The sequence below is a fragment of the bacterium genome (assembly GCA_024226335.1).
Taxonomy (GTDB): Bacteria; Myxococcota_A; UBA9160; order SZUA-336; family SZUA-336; genus JAAELY01.
Genome location: JAAELY010000478.1, coordinates 1 through 17,765, shown reverse-complemented (window position 1 = coordinate 17,765; position 17,765 = coordinate 1). Strand labels below are relative to the sequence as shown.

The following is a 17,765-nucleotide window of genomic DNA, read 5'->3' as shown; positions in this document are numbered from 1 at the left end:
AGCCGGGTGGCCTGCTAGGGTGTACGGGCTTTCGAAACCCTACTGACAGATTTGTATATAGTATCTACAGAAATGTCAATCTCAAAATGAGCCCCAAGACGAGCACAAGAACCTCGGATTCCGCAGGCCCGAGGCGCCGCCGGACCGCCGAAGAGGCCAAGTCCGCCATCCTCGACGCCGCGGAAGAGCGCCTGGCTGAGGGGGGACCCGAGGCTGTCCGCTTGCAGGACATCGCGAAAGCCGCCGGTATCTCCCACCCCACGATTCTTCACCACTTCGGCAGTCGCGATGGGTTGACCCAGGCTCTGGCCGCGCGAGCCATCGCAGACCTGGACCGGGATCTGCTCTCGGCCCTCGAGAGCACCGAGTCCGAAGAGTCGGTGCTCGGGATCTGCGAGCGAATCTTTTCGGAGTTCGGCAGTACAGGGCATGCGCGTCTTCTGGCCTGGCGGGCCATGCAAGCCGATGTGCACCAAGCAGAGGCCGTGGAACAGAGCATGCTGCGCCACGTGACCGAGGCCGTGCACCGTCGCCGCAGCGAGTGGGCTGCCGAGAACGATTCGCCTGCGCCGACCTTCGAGGACAGCTATTTCGTGGTCCGCCTGGGGGCGACTGCGCTACTGGGAGATGCGGTCGTCGGTGAGATCGTCGATCGGAGCGTCGATCCCGAAAACCGCGCTGCGATGCCGGAGCGTTTTCGCAGCTGGCTGGTTCACGTCCTGGCAAACCACATCGGACACAGTCAGCCTGAATCTGGCGGCGACTGATTCTCGGATTCCGACGCTCAGCCCTCGTCGCGCGAGGCGCGCGCCAGAAGTTCATTGCAGCGTCGCTCGCCTTCTACCACACCATACGTTTCGAGTAGTACGCCGCAGGCCGTCTCCATGCGGGTCTCGGACGCTGGTTGAAAGCAACGCGTGTAGTGTTCGAGTACGTAGACGCCTCGCCGGATGGGCACGCGTTCATGGATCGTCTCGCACACCACTTCGCCGGAATCGACTCGCTCCGAGTGAGAATTCCGATGCCTGGAATCGGCGAACGCAGAACTGCTGATGAGAGCGAGAGATAGTGCGAGCAGGGCAGGCTTCGACATGAGATCAGACTCCGGTTCTTCACCACCCGTCCGTAGGGTACCAGACTCCCTGCTGGTCTCCTGTACGTCGATCTCTACCGAAGGAGAATTCGCTATGTGCGCAGCGTTTCTCGAAGTGCAGGGGCAACAGCTAACGTTGCGGGACGACGTCGAGATCGAGCCGCCGCGGCCTCCGCACGGTGGTGAAAAACACGGGCTAGTTCCGCTCTGACGAGGTGCCTTCGAGAACGAGGTCGCGCAGGTTTCGGTCTGCGAGTGAGTCGCGCAACGCGCAATCGATTCCACTGTAGAGTTGGTCGACCACCTGGTCTGCTCGCAAGCGTCCCAGGTCCAGACTCGTACTCTCCTCGGCGCTGCGAACGGCCTCGATTACCTCGATCAGGCGAATCCGTTCCAGCGCCCGGGCCGGAAGGTAGCCAGGAGGGTCGGAGTCTGTTCGCGTGAGCAAATCCTGGCCGCACATAGCAACGACGACGCCGTCCACTGCATCCGCGGGGAGGCCAAGACGCGTCGACAACCCGTCCAGAGTCCACGCGGGTTGACCGCGAAAGTACCCCTGACCGATCAGGTACGAGACCATCAGGGCTAGCTTCTCCTTGAGGCGCGGACTCAGACGCAAGTGATGCGACGCCGAGATCAAGTATTCGGGATGCTGGTGGTAGAAGGCGATGCTCGCGCCGATCAGCAGGATGAGCCAGCTGATGTACAACCAGAACATGAAGAGGATCACGATCGCGAAGCCGGAGTAGATCGCCGTGTATTTGCCCGAACCCGCGACGAACGAAGCGAATATGTACCCGAGCGCCTGCCAGAGTATTCCCGCCACCAGCGCGCCGACGAAGGCCGAGCCGATCTTGACCCGGATGTTCGGCACGAAGGTGTATACAAAGGTGAAGGCCGCGATGACCAATAGATACGGGACCAGCAGTGTGAGGGAGTGAAAAACCGACCCGAGCGGTTCGATTGAAATGATCATCTGAACGAACGAATTGCTCATGATTGCAGTCGTCAGTCCGAGGGCGGAGAACATCAGCAAGGGGCCGATCATGATGACGCTCAGATAGTCACTGAAGCGTTGACCGAAGCTCCGTGTCTGGGCCGTGTGCCAGGTGTAATTGAACGCGGATTCGATCTTTTGCACCAGGGAAATGACGGTGTACAGCAACATGCCAAGGCCCACGCTGCCGAGCGTTCCCACCTTGATGTTCTCGACGAATCCGATGATGTTCTGCGAGATCTCCTCTCCCTTTTCGCCCAGCGGTGCGACCAGCGGATCCAGGTAGATCTCGATCTGATCGCCGACTCCGAAGCCCTTGAGCACGGAAAAGCTCACTGCGAGCAGCGGAATGAACGACAACAGGGTGGTGTAGACCAGGCTCATCGCTCGTAGCGTGAGATCCCCGTCCAACACGTCCTGGACGACCTTGTAGATGAGGCGTGCTACCCGCAGGCCGTTCGCCTTCCAGGCCGGGAGGGAGTCGACATCCTGATCCCAGATGGCGCGGCGCCCTAGTTCAACGATCTGTTCGCTTCGCATCATGGCTCCGATATTCTAGCCCCGTGAAGTCCCGCTGACACGACCGCTTCTTGACAGCGCCGGGCGGGCTGGTTCCCATGTAGAGTTCATGGCATCCGGATCCAAAAAAGTCATCTACGCCGCGCTGATCGGGAACGCGTTGATTGCGATCACCAAGTTCATCGCATCCACGCTCACCGGAAGTTCGGCGATGCTCTCCGAAGGAGTGCACTCACTCGTCGATACGGGAAATCAGTTGCTGCTCCTGCACGGGTTGCGACGTTCTCGCCAGCCAGCGGACGAGGAGTTTCCCTTCGGCCATGGCAAGGAAGTCTATTTCTGGAGTTTCGTCGTTGCGATTCTGGTGTTCGCGGTGGGTGCGGGGGTTTCGATCTTCGAAGGCATCGAACACGTGCTTCATCCGAAGCCGATCGAGAGCCCGATGATCAACTACCTGGTACTCGGACTCGCGATGCTCTTCGAAGGGACTGCCTGGGGATTCGCATTTCGCGAGTTCAACGCCATGCGCGGCAAACAGTCCGTCTTTCATGCCGTGCGCCACGGCAAGGACCCGACCCTGTTCGTCGTGTTGTTCGAGGATTCTGCTGCGATGCTGGGGCTGTTCGTGGCCTTCGTCAGCGTGATGCTCGTCCAGTTTACCGGCAACCCGATCTACGACGGAGTGGCTTCGATCATCATCGGGTTGATCCTGGGCGCAACCGCAGTCTGGCTGGCGTACGAATCGAAGAGTCTCTTGATCGGAGAAAGCGCGAGTCCAGAGGTCGTGGAAGGAATCCGGAGGATCGCACAGGCCGAGCCAGGTGTTGAACACCTGAACGAGGTCTTGACGATGCACATGGGTCCCGAGTACGTGCTCGTGAATCTGAGTGTCGATTTTTCGGATTCGAAAACCACCTCGGGTGTCGAGTCGACGATCGACCGCCTCGATCGCGCGATCAAGCGGGAGTTCCCGAATGTCAAAAGGCTATTTGTAGAAGCAGAATCCCGAGATGCGTCCCCCACGGACAGGTCTTCGGCCGACATGGAGTAGTGTAGAAAGCTCGAGCTGAAGAATTCTCCGTTTGCTGCCTGGACGGCTGGTGAAGCCGGGGCATTTCTGCGAAGCTCGACCTGTGCCTGTTGCCCGCGAATTCTCGTCGTTCTGGTGGTTTGAGGAGGATCGTGTCGCCGGTATGGCGCGGCCCGGCTTCAATCGCGCCGACTGGGATCAACTCAAACTCGAAGAAGCCATGCTTCTGAGCTTCATCGGCAAGCTGAAGCGGCCCGACCCCAGCCTCGAGGAGTTTCAGCAGCACTTCGACTGGTACCGCGACATCATCTGCGTGTTCGAAGAGTGGGAGCCTTCAGAGCTGGCGCGTCGCAGGAGCCTGCTCGATGACTGGACTGGCGTGCGCAAGCAACTGGACGTGCTGAACGAGAAGACCCATGTGCTGGACGATCCGATCTGGTCGGCCGACACCGACGAGCGACCCTTGCGACTACAGCTGAACTCAGACCGTGTACGGGTAGAACTCGGGTTCTTGAGTGATCACTGCATCGATGTGCTGGTGTCCCTGACCGAACAGGTCCCCGACCCTCTCGTTCAGCAGAGTTCGCTGGAGACGCACCACCTACCCGTGGGGGATACTACGCCCCCGAATCGCGCGCAGGTCGAGGCCCTCGCCAAGGTCCTCGAGAATGCCCGTGCCGATGGCAAGAAACTGGCCGTACATTGTCTTGCCGGAATCGGACGCACGAGTACGATGCTGATGGCCGCGCATCTCGTACAGGGCGGGTCACTCGAACACGTCGCGTCACAGTTGACCGTGCGCAATCCTCGCTACACGTTTGCCGGGGGCCAGTGGGCGTTCCTGCAAGAACTTGCAGCAGATATCGCGAGTTCGGGCTGACGATGGCGTCGAAGCGACACATTCGCTGGCTCCTGGATGAGCTTCCCGAACTGGTAGGCGAGGGCGTCATCGATGAAGGGACCGCAGATCGGGTTCGCGAGCACTACGAGACATCGGGGCCCAATCACTCAGCGCCTACGATCTTTGCCGTGCTGGGTTCCACGTTCATTGGACTGGGAGTCCTCCTGCTCATCGCCCACAACTGGGATGAGCTCACGCGGGGCAGTCGGGCGGCCCTGAGCATCGGATTGCTCGCACTTGCGCAGATGATCGGTGCGATCACGCTGTTCAGGCGGCGTACTGCAGAATCGGTCGGCGCGAGTGAGGCCAGCGCGGTGGCGATCGTGTTTGCGGTCATGGCGAGCATCGCCTTGATTTCCCAGACCTATCACTTCACGGGTAATCTGGACGACTTCCTGTTCACCTGTTTGTGTCTCTGTCTTCCACTTCCGTATCTGACCGCTTCTCGTCTGGCGGCCGCTCTCTATCTGATTGGCGCGCTGGCCTGGCTGATGACCGCCCGCTCCGGGTCGGTGGCGCAATCCGGATCCGCCTACGCGCTCTTCGTAGCTGCGCTCCTGCCTTTCTTGTGGATGTGCGCTCGCAGCCAAAAGGCCTCGTTTCGAGATCACGCACTGGCGGCAGTCGCAGCTATCACGATTCCTCTCGGCGGGTTGATATCGTTGGAATTCTGGCAAGACCGTTTCGCGTTACCCGTCCTGGCTGCGCTGGCTTCCGCGGCTTTTGCATCCGCGATCCAGCACCGGCGGAGCAGTCGGCCCAATGCCTTCGTGCCCATCACCGGTCAGCTCGGTGGAATACTGATCTGTGCGCTTGCGTTTGTGTTCAGTTACGGCAATGCCTGGGAAGAACTCGCCGAGGAAGCGCAAAAGGTTTCAATGGGTCTACCGACCCTGCTCACATCTGGCATCGGGCTCCTCTGTGCAGCTTACTCAGTGCGAGTCGGATTGCGCTGTCTGTCGACGGGCGAGTTCTCGCAGGCGCTGTTCCTGGCAATCTCTCCGATCCTGCTCGTAGCTCAGGAACTCTTGCTGGCCAGCGGCTCCCCGGTGATTCCCACTCTCCTGCTCAATGCCTATGTGCTGACGCTGGGGCTCAGGCTGATGATCGAAGGAATTCGCGACGGCGAGCTGCGCAAGGCGAATCTCGGACTGGTGTTCGTAGGTGGCCTGATCATCGCGCGTTTCTCTGATATGCACTGGAGCTTCACGATTCGCGGAATGGCGTTCATCGTATTGGGCGTGGCATTCCTATTGCTGAACCTGCGGATTCGAAAGCGGGGAACACGAGCGTGACGAGACTCTGGATATTCGCGCTCGTTGCGTTGGGGCAGCTTGCAGTTCCGGCGTACATGATTCGCGAGGCGGAACGAACGCTGGCTGATGGTGAGGTCATGCGCTTCCGCACCGCACCGGTCGATCCGCAGGATCTGTTTCGAGGCCGATACGTTCGACTGGACTTCGAAGCCTTGCGAGCCAAGATGACGGGCGAAGAGTTTTTTCAGCGCAATCGCGCTGCACACGTGCTGTTCGAAAGGGACGCCGAGGGTTTCGCGCGCGCCATTGCCATTCAGGAAGTACCACCAGACTCCGTGAACTTCATGACGGTCCACATGCTCAAATTCGACTCCGAAACGAATGAGATCGAGTTCGTGTTGCCTGTGGACCGCTTTTACATGGAGGAGAGTCTGGCACCGATCGCCGAACGCGAGTATGCGCGTCTGCGCGGCCGCTCCGCCTGGGCCGAACTGCGGGTCCGCTACGGTCACACCCTGATCGAGCAGGTCTTCATCGACGGCGTACCGCTGGCCCAACTCGCTCGCGAAGTGCGCGAGTGACGGTCTTCTGGGGAACTCCGTCATCCGACTGAACCCCTGAGCAGATCGCGGAAGAAGCAGCAGGGAACGAACTGGCTGCTAAGATCCCCCGCTTGAGTTCCGTCTCAGTCAAGTTCCTGGCCGCCGATTTTCCGTTTCGGCCCGATCGGCTGCCGTTTTTCTACGGCTGGCTGATCGCCGCGGTTTCGACCATCGGCATCATTCTGAGCATACCGGGCCAGACGATGGGCGTGAGTGTCTTTACCGACCATCTCATGCGGGTGACCGCGGTCTCGCGCACGCAACTCTCCAGTGCCTATCTGGTGGGGACGCTCATGAGCGGTCTTTTGTTGCCGGCGGCGGGTTCCGCGCTCGATCGCTACGGAACTCGTGCCACTGTCGTATTTGCCTCGCTGATGCTGGCTTGCGCGCTCTGGTACATGGCATCGATTGATCACATCGCGGAAGCGATTGCTGGAGCCCTCGGTACACCGACTTCCTCGTCGATCTCCCTGGCCGTACTCGGCTTCGGCTTCTTCAGCCTGCGTTTCAGTGGCCAGGGTCTTTTGACCATGGTGAGTCGGCAATTGATCGGCACCTGGTTCGATCGCCTGCGCGGAATCGTCGCGGGTGTCTCCCAGCCGTTCGTATCGTTCGGTTTTGCGGCTGCGCCTGTGGGGCTCGCTCTCTGGATCGAACAAGCCGGATGGCGAGGTGCCTACCTCGGTATGGCGATCGTGGTTGGTGGTGGCATGTCGTTGCTCGGATGGTTGGTGTACCGCGACCGACCCGAGGACTGTGGGCTGCAGATGGACGGGGATCCGGCAGATCTCCCGCACTCGGACGACGCCGTCTCAGTTCCGAGCCAGGAGAAAGAGCCCGAATACACGCGTCCGCAAGCACTGCGCACGCTCGCGTTCTGGGCCGTGACATTCGCCATGGCGACACAGGGGCTGAACATCACTGGCATTACATTTCACATCGTGGATCTGGGAGCGCAGGAAGGCTTGGATTCGGTCTCGGCCGTGGGCATCTTTCCCATGATGGCGATATTCAGCGTGACGACGTCGATCGTCGTCGGCTGGCTCACGAATCGCGTGCGCCTGCAGTTCCTGGTCGTCTTCATGATGGTGTTTCAGGTGATCGGAGTCGTCTCGATCGGAAGCTTCGGGAATCCGTGGATGCGTGGGCTCGCAGTCATGGGTATGGGTGTCAGCGGTGGCTGTTTTCCGCCCTTGTCGACGGTAGCGATGCCGCGCTTCTTCGGGCGAGGGCACCTGGGTGCCATCAATAGCGTCATGTTGATGTGCATCGTATGGGGTAGCGCGCTCGGTCCGATGGCTCTGGCGTTGTCACGCGACTTGCTCGGATCCTATCGGCCGGGGCTGACGGTCTGTGCAACACTTCCCGCGCTCGCAATCGTGATCTCACTGCTGGCTCGCACACCTCCACGCGTGCCCGGGGAAGAACGAGCCTAACGACGCTCCAGCTGCATCATATTCTTTCCGCCTTCGTTCCCGAACCAGCCGAGGACGCGGTCCGGAATACCGTACTTGCTGCGGAAGGCGAGGTTCACTCGAGTGCGAAGTTCCGAATCCGAGTCCGAGACCACACTGGCCCTAAGGGGGTAGGTGGCTCCGCCAATCAATAGTTCAATATTCGGATCGCGCTGGATATTCGCAAACCAACGTGAGTCCGAGGTTCGCAGGTAGCCGCGATCATCAACGACTGCGAGCCAGAGCTTCGTTCGGCGAGAGCTACCGTCCGCATCCAGAGTGAGCAATTCCGGAACTTCCACCGCCTGGACGGCCCCCCAGTCGATCGGGCCTGAGGCTCTGGGAGGTATTACAGATGTGCAGCCCATGATGAAGAAGGCGATCAGGGGCGTGATGAAGGATTTCAAGGCTTCTCCTCGACGGTTGAGAAAATCGACTCTGTGGTTTTGAATCCCTGGTGTCCGGCTTCCGGGCACTATTCTATGGTATAGGTCTGCCGAAGAGTCGATGGAGAATCGGGTATGGGCCGGGACGTCGAGCGACAGATCAGGCGCAAAGCCAAGCAGAACTGGATCCGAAAGCCTCGCGCGCTAGTCCGGCAGTGGTTTCGGCCACTCCGCAAAGCGTTGCGTCCTGAGGATCACGGAGATCTGGTAAAGCGGGTCAATCGCGCGGAACAAAACGTCCGACATCTGCTGGCGGCCCGCCACGCTGATCTCGTAGCTGATGCCGGTACACGTCATCGCATGCGCCTGAACGAGTTCAGCGTCTATTCCCAGAACGGGGAAGACGGACTCCTCCTGCATCTCTTCGATGCGATCGGGACTCACGACCGGCGCTTTATCGAGTTCGGCATCGGAAACCCACTGGAGTGCAATACCGCTCATCTCGCGCTGGACTTTGGCTGGCGGGGTTTGCTCATCGATCCGTATTCCAGCCAGGTAGAAGCGGCCCAGCGTGTCCACATCGAGGGACAACGGGTAGGTGTGGTGCGGGAAATGCTGACGCCGCAGAACATCAATGGAGTCTTCACGGCGAACGGATTCGCAGGGGAGATCGATCTGCTCTCCGTCGATGTCGACGGAAATGACTACTGGCTCTGGGAAGCGATCTCGGTGGTCCAGCCCCGGGTTGTCGTTGCGGAGTACAACGCGTCGATGGGTCCCGACGAAGCTCTTACGACTCCGTACGACGAAAACTTCGATCGCTATCAGAACCACGCTCTGGGCTGGTACCACGGCGCATCTCTGGCGGCTCTCGCCTCGCTGGGGCGTGCCAAGGGCTACACATTGGTTGCCTGTGAATCGAGCGGGTTCAATGCGTTCTTCGTACGCGACGATCTGGCAAAGGACCGATTTGAAGCCATGTCGCCGTCCGCGGCGTACTACCCGGATGCCCGAAGGACTCGAGTCGCCAGTGTCGAAGAGCAACGCAAAAGCCTCGACGGACTCGAGCTCGTTTCAGTCTGAACGGATCTTCTGCGATCGGCGACCGCTCGGGATTGGAAGTGTAAGATCTCGCGCGCTGGCCGATCGGACCACCAGCGGTAGAGGCTTCGAGTACATGGATTTTTCGGATTCCCCCGAAGAGGCGGCATTTCGCGCCGAGGCGAGTGTGTTTCTCGATGAGAACGCACCTGAGAAGGTTCCCAACCCTTATCAGCAGGTGACACGTGAGGCACAACTCGCGGCCTTGCCCGGCGCCCGCGAATGGCACGCTACCCAGACCCGAGACGGGTGGGGTGTGCTGCTCTGGCCTGTGGAGCACGGTGGCCGGGGGCTCGGCCCGATCGAGCAGATGATCTGGAATCAGGAGAAGAGCAAGAGAAACCTGACGGAGTCGATCTTCTCTCCCCAGGTCGGCATGGTCGGCCCTACGATCATCGCTCACGGTACAGAGGAACAGAAAGAGCAGCATCTCGCCGGAATTCTCAATGGTGACACGATGTGGTGTCAACTCTTCAGCGAGCCTGGGGCCGGTTCCGACCTCGCTGGTCTAGCGACCCGCGGCGTGCGCGACGGTGATGACTGGATCATCACCGGGCAGAAGACCTGGTCCTCTTTTGCGGATATCGCGGATTGGGGCTTCATGCTGGTACGCACCGATCCGAGCTTGCCGAAGCACGAAGGCATTTCCTATTTCCTGGTCGATATGAAACAGCCGGGAATCGAGACCCAGCCGCTGCGTCAGATGACGGGCAGCGAACTGTTCTGCGAGGTCTTCTTCAACGAGGTGCGAGTCCCAGACTCCAATCGGCTTGGGCCCGTCGGGGGTGGTTGGAGCGTCGCGAATACCACGCTCCTGCACGAACGCATGATGATGGGCGGCATGGGCAATCAGTTCTCGTTCGACAATCTCCTACGCGACGCGAGAGAACGCGGGGTTCAGTTCGATGATGTAACGCTGGATGAGATTGGCCGCGTCCAGGCCTGGTCAAAGGCCCTCGACATGCTCAATGCGCGCATCATGACGAAGGTGCGACTCGGGAAAAATCCGGCGGCGGAATCATCGGTGATGAAACTGGCGATGGCTCGGCTCTATTCGCGGTGTTCCGATCTGGGATTGCGCGTGCAGGGTGCAGAGGCACTCATTCAGGCGGGCGAATGGCAAAAGCATTTCCTGACTTCACCCGCTTTCCACATCGCGGGAGGATCCGACGAGATCCAGAAGAACACCGCTGCAGAACGTGTACTTGGCCTTCCCCGCGATCCATACGATCTGCGCGGTACACCGTTTGATCAGTTGCCGAGGTCGGCTCGATGAACTTCGCCTTCAGTGAAGAGCAGGAAGCCTTTCGCGCAGAGATCCGTCGCTTTGTCGAAGAACGTTGGCCGATCGCGGAAGTCCGGCGTCTGATGGAAACGCCGGAAGGTTTTGAGCGCACGATCTGGAAGCAGATGGCGCAGGACCTGGGTCTCCAGGGAATCGCGATCGCCGAGGAACACGGAGGGCAGGGCTTCGGTTTCGTTGAACTCGGCATCGCGCTCGAGGAGTTTGGGCGCCAGCTTTCCGGAGGGCCGTTTCTGTCCACGACCTGCATGGCGGTTCCCGCGATCCAGAGACTGGCGACACCAGAACAACAAGCGGAGTGGTTGGGCCAGATCGCAGCTGGCGAGTTGATTGCCACTTTGGCGTTGGCCGATGCGGGAGATGCGGCGACGCGAGGCGGAATCAATGTGTCTGCTTCGACCCGGGGAGAGGAATTCGCGCTCAGCGGACACAAGCGTTTCGTGATCGATGGGCAGAACGCCGACCTGATCCTGGTGGCCGCTCGAGATGGGGAGGCGCTGGGCTTGTTCGCAGTACGCAGCGATGCAGTGGGTCTCGACGTGGCTGCGGTCGATGGCTTCGACCCCACGCGAAAACTCGCTGATCTGGTCCTTGATGCCACCCCTGCTGTTCGCGTCGGTGAGGCTGGTGATCGCGGGTCGTTCCTGCAGGAATGCCAGGACATCGCCAGCGTCGGGCTGGCTGCCGATGGGCTGGGCGGTACCGAGAGCTGCCTGGAAGCGGGCGTCGCCTACGCAAAACAGCGCATGCAATTCTCGCGGCCCATTGGCTCCTTCCAGGCCATCAAGCACAAGGCTGCTGAGGTGCTCCTGGAACTCGAACTCGCACGCTCCGTCGGCTACTGGAGCTGGTGGGTGGTCGACAGTCGCGAAGCCGATCTAGGTGAAGCGGCCAGCATTGCAAAGTCGATGGTTGGTGACGGGTACATGCGCGCCTCGCGAGAGAACATCCAGATACACGGTGGTATGGGCTATACCTGGGAGAACGACGCGCACTTGTTCTACAAGCGGGCCCGCAGCGCCGATATGCTCGGCGGTACTCCTACTGCGCATCGTCTGCGCCTGGCCGAGGGTCTGGGTTTTCCAAGTTCCGGACGTCGAGAATGACTGATCCGGTTTCCTCCGAGACCCGTGCGTCTCGGCCTTGGATGGGTTACGCAAAGATCGCCGTCAGTCTGGCGCTACTGGTGCTTCTGGCCTGGCAACTCGACGTCGAGGCGATGTTCGAGGAACTGCGTGCGACCCCGCTTTCGACCATGATCTGGATCGGCGCGATCATCTGCGTGCAGGTGATCGTCTCCAATATTCGCTGGTGGCGCGTGCTGGCGCATCTGGAATGCCGGGATTCATTCCGGAGACTGCTCGCCGACAATCTGGTGGGGCGCGCCTTGAACCTCGTGCTTCCGACCCAGGTCGGTGGCGACGTCGTGCGCGGGCTGCGCGCGAAAGCGAGGCTCGGCAGTCGCAATGCATGGGCATCCATTCTGTTTGAACGCATGCTGGGTTTGCTCACGCTCGCCTTGATTCCGGCGGCGGCACTCCTGATCTGGCAGCGCGACGTACCCGAGATATGGCTCTGGGGTTGCGGGGCCGTCGTCATCAACCTCGTGGTGGCACTGCTCTTCATCGATCGGGTACTCGAGCGATTTGGGCATATGGCGAGTTCGATTCCGCGGATCGCAGTTCTTCTTCACCGCTTGACCGATGCACTTCGCGGCGGGCTGTCGTCCTGGTCTGCGCGTCTCGAGACGGTTCTCTGGTCCGCAATCGTCCACGGATTGAATCTGACGATGCTCCTGCTCGTTGGTTCCGAGTGGTCGCAACCCGATCTGGTCAGCGCAATTCTCATCGGCGTTCCGATCGCGATCATCGGCGCGATGGTACCGATCAGCTTCGGCGGTTTCGGAGTGCGGGAGGGGCTGTTCGTGGTCACGCTCGGCCTGCTGGGGATCGAGAGCGATCGCGCGCTCGCGCTCTCGGTCGTCTGGATTCTGGCTCTCGTGCCTCCGGCAATCGTTGGCATCGGGGTGCTCGCCTTCGAGCGCACGAGCTGATCCGGGTTACGGATTTCGCGCGAACTGCGCGCAGTTGCAGGCAAACTGCCTCAGGTTAGGCACGCACGAGGCCGACTCGAAACTACGTGCAGGACTCTACACCGGTTACGACAGGTGCGCCGACTTCGCGCCCATGGCTCACACCTGTGCTGTGTACCGCCTTTGCCGGACTTCTGATCACGCAGGAGTCCAGGCTCCTCCTCGAAATCACCCCCGATTCGCAATCCATGGTGACCTGGCCGTGGCGGCTGCTATCACCCCTGGCCGCTCTCTCGTTCGCGCTGCTTCTGCCGTGGCGGCTTCGCTGGATCTTTCTGGGGCTGGTCGGAAGTGCCGCCTCGCTGATCATGACGGCCGACAGCGCCTACTTCTCGTTCTTTCACTCTGTCACGTCACTTCGGGCCGCGGTCTCTCTCCACCAGCTCTGGGACGTTCGCGACAGTGTCTTCCACCTGGTCGAGCCTGCCCAATTGGTTCTCGTCGTCGCATTCATCGGGCTCGCACTCTTTGGAGCGCTGGGGAAGGCTCCGAGGTCGCCCGGATTGCTGACGTCCGCGCGCGCCTGGTCTGCGGGTCTGGCCGCGTTGTCGCTTGTTGTCTGGTGGATCGCCTGGCGAACACCCGTAATGGAGAATACGCACCATATCGGGAATCAGCCCAAGCGCCTGCCGAGTGAGCACTGGGGATCGCGGTATTCGCCCGTGCGTTTTGCTGCCACATTTGGCGTCGTCAACTATCACCTGAACGATCTAGGACGTTGGTCTCGCTCGCGAATCTTCGCACCAGCGCCGCCGACCCGGGAACGGCGCGGCGAAATCAGGAACCTCTTGGAACGCAAGTTCGAGCTCAACCAAAGCTCGAGTCCGCTTCGAGGAATTGCTGAAGGACGTCATGTCGTCATTCTGCAGATGGAGAGCTGGCAGCAGTTCCTCGTCGATCTGAAGATCGATGGCGTTGAAGTCATGCCGTTTTTCAACGCGCTCTCTCGCGAAGGTCTTCGTTTCGACTACATGATGGACGTGACCCATCTCGGTCGAACTTCAGATGCGGAGTTCGCAGTTCACACTGGCCTGCTTCCCGATGTGCGAAAACCGGCTTCCTTCTTCCATCTGGGCAGTATCGCTGTCTCGATGCCGCGCACGCTCAAGCGCATGGGCTATCGCACGGCCTCCTACCACGGATACGACCGCGCATTCTGGAATCGCGCCTACACGCACCCTGAATGGGGCATCGAAGAGATGTACTTCGAGGAGGCGTTCCGCGAGGAAGAGCAGTTGGGTCTGGGTGCTTCGGATCGCGCGGTGTTCAGATTCGTGACGGAGAAGCTTGTCAGCAGCGACCAGCCCGCGATGTCTTTCGTCCTGTCGCTGAGTTCCCATCACCCGTACATCTACACACCCCGGGAATACGAAAAATTATTCGCGTACATGGATCCGTCCCAGGGCTACGGTCTGATGGGTGCGTACCTGCGAGCCGTGCATTATGCCGACTGGGCTCTTGGGGAGTTCATCGACGAGATGAAGCGCAAGGGCCTGCACGAGAAGACGCTCTATGTGATCTACGGGGATCACGATATGGGCGGTCTGGCGATGAAGCGCGGAATTCCGGAACTCGGCCAGAACGTCTCGAGTCCATCCGCCGACCGCATTCCGCTCCTGATCCACATTCCGGGCGAAGAGGCGCGCCTGGCGAGTGTCGGCGACACCTACCGCGATACCATCGGCGGTCTGCACGATCTCTTTCCGACGATCGTGCACCTGCTCGGCGAAGACCCTCCTCTGGGTGTGACGGGTACACATTTGTTCGTTCCTCAAGCTGAACGAGATCCCTTGCCGATTCCCGGTCCCGCTGATCTCTACGTCTGGGATCACATGCTCCACGGACCGGGAGGCTTCCTACCCCTCAAACCCGGACTGACACCCCAAAGGCCCGTGCCAGGACCGAAAGGGCCGACACTCGAACGCCAGCTCATCGAAGATATGCTCGACCACCGCTTGCAGCGCGAACTGATCGCTTTGCGCTCAGCAGCACGAGCTAACTGAGAAACGTCTGATGCGAGGAATTCGACCTTCGAGTACGGCGACCAGGCGTACTGGAAGGAAGAGGACCGCCAAGCATTTGAGGCGAAGGGCATTCGCTATCGAGTCAACCGCCGGGCGCCCGGCGGCAACAAGAACCTGAATGCACGCTGGCGCAAGATCAACCGCGCGCGTTCAAGGACGCGGGCTCGCTGCGAGCCCCCGTTTCGGGTCGTGAATCATCTCTGAGGCTTCGACAAGACCCGCTACCTGAGGATCGCGAAGAACCTGGCGCGAGACGGTGTTTGCGCGCGCCAACCTCTACGCCCTACGCCACGAACTCATGCCACCAGGGCAGACGTGCGTCCTGTGATCGGCCGATCGACGCGAATGCAACCTCGAACGCCCCATTGGGGCCAGAACACGCCCCTCAATGCCGATTCGACCGATCCGCTCGCCGCACACGGCCCTCCCAGCGCCCCGTGTGCAGACCTTCCCTGGGCCGGTTCGGCCAGTGCAAGGAAGGGCAGCGTGAACAGGAGAGTCTGGATGAGTCGCGGCATGGTCGGGTATCCCTGCGAGTGAACTCCGTCATTCTCTTCTTCAGCAATGAGCTCTCGATACCCAAGTCGGTACGTCCGGTCCCCGAGAGTCGTTCTGCGCTGATTCTCGCCTCAGCGAAGAATCGAGAGGGCTTGCGAGCTCTTCTGCCGGTGGATGAAGGAGCAGCGAGAACTCGAATCAGATCGGCTGCGGCGCCTCGAACACTCCGCTCATGCTCTCAGTCCACGTGCACAATAACGGAGTCGCGTGGTCGAGTCCCAGGCCACGCAGCTCATCGGCAAGTGGATGATCGCCCAGAACCAGTCGAAAGCCCTCGGCTCCAGGGCTTGTGAAGGTTCCGCCGCCCTGACTCATGCTGTTTCGATGCGGAAGGCCTTCGATGTAGGTGTAGGTGAAGATCTCCAAGGGTTCGACACCGCTCTCGGCTGCAACCTGCTTGCGCGGTAGGGTGAGCGTGAATACGTGACGCCCGTCCATGACCAGCTTTCCCGTCGCCGAAGTATCGGTGTAGTTGAGGTCGATTTCTTCGACGGTCTTGGGGAACCCCCAGATCCTGAAACCCGCTTCGCAGGTGAAATCCTGATTGACGGGAAGGCGATAGATGAAAGTGCCAGCCTGTTCGGGACTTCCACCCCGCGGCTTCACGAAGAAGATGATGGCCGCTTCGTTGTAGTCGCCGAGGTCGTTGTCCCGGTAGTCGATGATTCCGAGTAGGACCTGGGTCATGCCTGCTGCAGCTTCGACGGGCTCGAACGAATCACCCGGAAGCAGCTTTTCTACGCCCGCCGATTCCACCAGGAACATCGCATTGCCCGACGAAGCATCGCGCACCTCGACCGGCATGCCTACCTTGCGTCCCTGGATCGTGTACTCGGTCACCGCATTCTCCTCGGGCCTTCCGCGATCCCGAGGGCTCAGTGTACACTCAGCGGCCGAGAAAGACGCACATCTGTTCGACGATGCCCGCGGCGGCTCGTTTGTCTGCGATCGAGCCTGCGATCTTCCGCTTTCGTGTGCGGCCGTTGTGTCGTTCGTGCACGCAAATATCGTAGTACTGGTGGCCGTTTCCGACCATGCCCATGTCGATCTGGATCTTCTCGATCTGATCCGCCGGTATCAATTGCGATCGACCCACACCTAATAAGCTCTTGCGCACACTCAACCCGGCAGCATCGACGCGAATCCTCGTTTTGCGTAGCCAGAGCACGATGCTTGCGTAGGCGCATAAGGAGGCGACGATTCCGATCAATCCCTGAAGCATGTTCGGAACACCATTGCTTCCCGAGACGCCAACCATGATTCCCAGCAAGAGAGCGACCGCAGTCACGCTGAGCGCAACGCCCTTGTTTCGCGCCGCGCCAAATTCGAACTCGCGGCCCGCGGCGCCGAACCCGCGAATACGGGCTTCCGAACCTTCGATACGGAACTCATCTGCAGAGACGCCAACCATTTCGGGAGTCTCCAGCTTTTCTTCGACTACTTCCGCGGAGCTATCGGGGGTCTTGAATACGGGAACCTCGAGCAGTTCGCTGAAGTCGACGCCTGGGACCTGTGCGCGGATCTGCAGCCGCCAGATGATCATGTCTCGAGAGTGTTCGACGTCACTGGACGGCAGGTCGTAGGGGATCACGAACGAAACCGGAACCTGACTTCCACGGGGTCCGATGAAGATCGAGCTGCACGGTACGGTCTGTAGCGTTTCCCAGACTACGGACTCGTGCGAGGTGGAATCCCCGTGTCGATTTCGCGTGCGCCGAACACACGCCAGCTTGAGGTCGAAGCCCTTTTCAGGCCGTAGATCCGAAGCCAGCTCGAAGGTGCCCTCAAGTCGACCGCCGATGATCCCGGGGAGTGTCGATAGCTGAAGAAACGCGCTGCCAAAGCGTAGGAAGCGTTGAGTCGCACGCACAGCCCAGATCAGAAGGCCGAGCGTGGCCGCGGGGAACATCAGCGTCATCAGAATCGCGTGGTTTCCCCTGGCCAGTTCTTTCGGCAGGGCAGTGAGCAGAGGGATCGAGAAGGCGCCAAATACGATCGTCATCATCCAGGCGACGAGCATCGCCGTGCGCGTGGAGCCGGAAATTCGGCCGTCTCGCCACTTCTTGTGCAACATCCAGGGCTGGTCGGGATAGCGGGCGAGCATGGCGCCGTTCTGCCGACTCAGCCACAGGTAGAACAGGGGCAGGCCGAGCCCCAGAACTGAAAAGACCAGGCCGATGGCTCCGAGGCCCAGAGATTTCCCGAGAGGACCCGATATCTGGCCGGCCTGGTAGAGCGCGAACAGACCGGCCGCCGCGAACGGTAAACCGAACAATGCGACGAGGATCAAAGCGAAGGGGCCCTGGCTTTTTCCGGTCTTCACGCTTTCTCCCTGGGTGCTTCTTCGGACGACGGCCCCCCAGGTCTGAACAGCGGCCGGTCGAGCCTGTCGGCAACCGACTCGCTCTGACCGGTCCGTCCATTGTAGATTCCCAGGTATGGAACTCAT

The 17,765-nt window shown here is 60.3% G+C and carries 17 protein-coding genes; 11 read left to right on the top strand and 6 right to left on the bottom strand.

All coding sequences use genetic code 11. The features are described 5' to 3' along the window. The first annotated feature begins 86 nt into the window (after window positions 1-86). The gene (locus GY725_22745; protein MCP4007008.1) at window positions 87-767 is read left to right on the top strand and encodes a TetR/AcrR family transcriptional regulator; all 681 of its coding nucleotides are present in this window, start codon (window positions 87-89) and stop codon (window positions 765-767) included. Window positions 768-784: 17 nt separating this feature from the next. On the opposite strand, the gene GY725_22740 is transcribed toward GY725_22745, so the two are convergent. Together GY725_22740 and GY725_22735 are read right to left on the bottom strand one after the other, a co-directional pair. Continuing rightward, complete coding sequence (locus GY725_22740; protein ID MCP4007007.1) at window positions 785-1,093, bottom strand: hypothetical protein; 309 nt, start codon at window positions 1,091-1,093, stop codon at window positions 785-787. Between the two features lie 196 nt (window positions 1,094-1,289). Further along, window positions 1,290-2,633 (bottom strand): YihY/virulence factor BrkB family protein, encoded by a 1,344-nt coding sequence (locus GY725_22735; protein MCP4007006.1) that lies wholly within the window; start codon window positions 2,631-2,633, stop codon window positions 1,290-1,292. An 85-nt stretch (window positions 2,634-2,718) separates the two neighbouring features. On the opposite strand from GY725_22735, the gene GY725_22730 reads away from it, so the two are divergent. From GY725_22730 to GY725_22710, 5 genes are all read left to right on the top strand, one after another. Beyond that, window positions 2,719-3,660 (top strand): cation transporter, encoded by a 942-nt coding sequence (locus tag GY725_22730; GenBank protein MCP4007005.1) that lies wholly within the window; start codon window positions 2,719-2,721, stop codon window positions 3,658-3,660. A 142-nt stretch (window positions 3,661-3,802) separates the two neighbouring features. Then, window positions 3,803-4,519 (top strand): hypothetical protein, encoded by a 717-nt coding sequence (locus GY725_22725; GenBank protein MCP4007004.1) that lies wholly within the window; start codon window positions 3,803-3,805, stop codon window positions 4,517-4,519. A 2-nt stretch (window positions 4,520-4,521) separates the two neighbouring features. Further along, complete coding sequence (locus GY725_22720) at window positions 4,522-5,835, top strand: DUF2157 domain-containing protein (protein MCP4007003.1); 1,314 nt, start codon at window positions 4,522-4,524, stop codon at window positions 5,833-5,835. Further along, window positions 5,832-6,377, top strand: a complete 546-nt coding sequence (locus GY725_22715) for a GDYXXLXY domain-containing protein (GenBank protein MCP4007002.1) — start codon at window positions 5,832-5,834, stop codon at window positions 6,375-6,377. Before GY725_22720 ends, GY725_22715 begins: the two co-directional genes overlap by 4 nt. A gap of 203 nt (window positions 6,378-6,580) precedes the next feature. Next, window positions 6,581-7,834 carry an MFS transporter gene (locus GY725_22710; protein MCP4007001.1) on the top strand — a complete coding sequence of 418 codons (1,254 nt, stop codon included), beginning with the start codon at window positions 6,581-6,583 and terminating at the stop codon, window positions 7,832-7,834. Here the strand turns inward: GY725_22710 and GY725_22705 are convergent. Then, a complete protein-coding gene (locus GY725_22705) occupies window positions 7,831-8,259 on the bottom strand; it encodes a DUF2255 family protein (GenBank protein ID MCP4007000.1) in 429 nt (142 codons plus the stop codon). The genes GY725_22710 and GY725_22705 overlap by 4 nt on opposite strands. A 114-nt stretch (window positions 8,260-8,373) precedes the next feature. On the opposite strand from GY725_22705, the gene GY725_22700 reads away from it, so the two are divergent. From GY725_22700 to GY725_22680, 5 genes are all read left to right on the top strand, one after another. After that, complete coding sequence (locus GY725_22700; protein MCP4006999.1) at window positions 8,374-9,321, top strand: FkbM family methyltransferase; 948 nt, start codon at window positions 8,374-8,376, stop codon at window positions 9,319-9,321. Window positions 9,322-9,415: 94 nt separating this feature from the next. Then, a complete protein-coding gene (locus GY725_22695) occupies window positions 9,416-10,615 on the top strand; it encodes an acyl-CoA dehydrogenase (protein ID MCP4006998.1) in 1,200 nt (399 codons plus the stop codon). Next, entirely contained in the window at window positions 10,612-11,748 is a 1,137-nt protein-coding gene (locus GY725_22690; GenBank protein ID MCP4006997.1) for an acyl-CoA/acyl-ACP dehydrogenase, read from the top strand. Before GY725_22695 ends, GY725_22690 begins: the two co-directional genes overlap by 4 nt. Further along, window positions 11,745-12,695, top strand: a complete 951-nt coding sequence (locus GY725_22685) for a flippase-like domain-containing protein (GenBank protein MCP4006996.1) — start codon at window positions 11,745-11,747, stop codon at window positions 12,693-12,695. Before GY725_22690 ends, GY725_22685 begins: the two co-directional genes overlap by 4 nt. 86 nt (window positions 12,696-12,781) lie before the next feature. Next, a complete protein-coding gene (locus GY725_22680) occupies window positions 12,782-14,737 on the top strand; it encodes an LTA synthase family protein (protein MCP4006995.1) in 1,956 nt (651 codons plus the stop codon). 317 nt (window positions 14,738-15,054) lie between these two features. Here GY725_22680 and GY725_22675 read toward each other — a convergent pair whose 3' ends face one another. From GY725_22675 to GY725_22665, 3 genes are all read right to left on the bottom strand, one after another. Further along, window positions 15,055-15,276 carry a hypothetical protein gene (locus tag GY725_22675; GenBank protein ID MCP4006994.1) on the bottom strand — a complete coding sequence of 74 codons (222 nt, stop codon included), beginning with the start codon at window positions 15,274-15,276 and terminating at the stop codon, window positions 15,055-15,057. 178 nt (window positions 15,277-15,454) lie between these two features. Next, window positions 15,455-16,156, bottom strand: coding sequence for an acetoacetate decarboxylase family protein (locus GY725_22670; protein MCP4006993.1), 702 nt, complete (start codon window positions 16,154-16,156; stop codon window positions 15,455-15,457). 46 nt (window positions 16,157-16,202) lie between these two features. Continuing rightward, window positions 16,203-17,639 carry a hypothetical protein gene (locus GY725_22665; GenBank protein ID MCP4006992.1) on the bottom strand — a complete coding sequence of 479 codons (1,437 nt, stop codon included), beginning with the start codon at window positions 17,637-17,639 and terminating at the stop codon, window positions 16,203-16,205. Between the last annotated feature and the right edge of the window lie 126 nt (window positions 17,640-17,765).

What these genes read in the sequence shown, in the direction of transcription:
- GY725_22745 (MCP4007008.1), top strand. Translation starts at nt 87, where the DNA reads ATGAGCCCCAAGACGAGCACAAGAACCTCGGATTCCGCAGGCCCGAGG.
- GY725_22740 (MCP4007007.1), bottom strand. Translation starts at nt 1,093, where the DNA reads ATGTCGAAGCCTGCCCTGCTCGCACTATCTCTCGCTCTCATCAGCAGT.
- GY725_22735 (MCP4007006.1), bottom strand. Translation starts at nt 2,633, where the DNA reads ATGATGCGAAGCGAACAGATCGTTGAACTAGGGCGCCGCGCCATCTGG.
- GY725_22730 (MCP4007005.1), top strand. Translation starts at nt 2,719, where the DNA reads ATGGCATCCGGATCCAAAAAAGTCATCTACGCCGCGCTGATCGGGAAC.
- GY725_22725 (MCP4007004.1), top strand. Translation starts at nt 3,803, where the DNA reads ATGGCGCGGCCCGGCTTCAATCGCGCCGACTGGGATCAACTCAAACTC.
- GY725_22720 (MCP4007003.1), top strand. Translation starts at nt 4,522, where the DNA reads ATGGCGTCGAAGCGACACATTCGCTGGCTCCTGGATGAGCTTCCCGAA.
- GY725_22700 (MCP4006999.1), top strand. Translation starts at nt 8,374, where the DNA reads ATGGGCCGGGACGTCGAGCGACAGATCAGGCGCAAAGCCAAGCAGAAC.
- GY725_22695 (MCP4006998.1), top strand. Translation starts at nt 9,416, where the DNA reads ATGGATTTTTCGGATTCCCCCGAAGAGGCGGCATTTCGCGCCGAGGCG.
- GY725_22690 (MCP4006997.1), top strand. Translation starts at nt 10,612, where the DNA reads ATGAACTTCGCCTTCAGTGAAGAGCAGGAAGCCTTTCGCGCAGAGATC.
- GY725_22685 (MCP4006996.1), top strand. Translation starts at nt 11,745, where the DNA reads ATGACTGATCCGGTTTCCTCCGAGACCCGTGCGTCTCGGCCTTGGATG.
- GY725_22675 (MCP4006994.1), bottom strand. Translation starts at nt 15,276, where the DNA reads ATGCCGCGACTCATCCAGACTCTCCTGTTCACGCTGCCCTTCCTTGCA.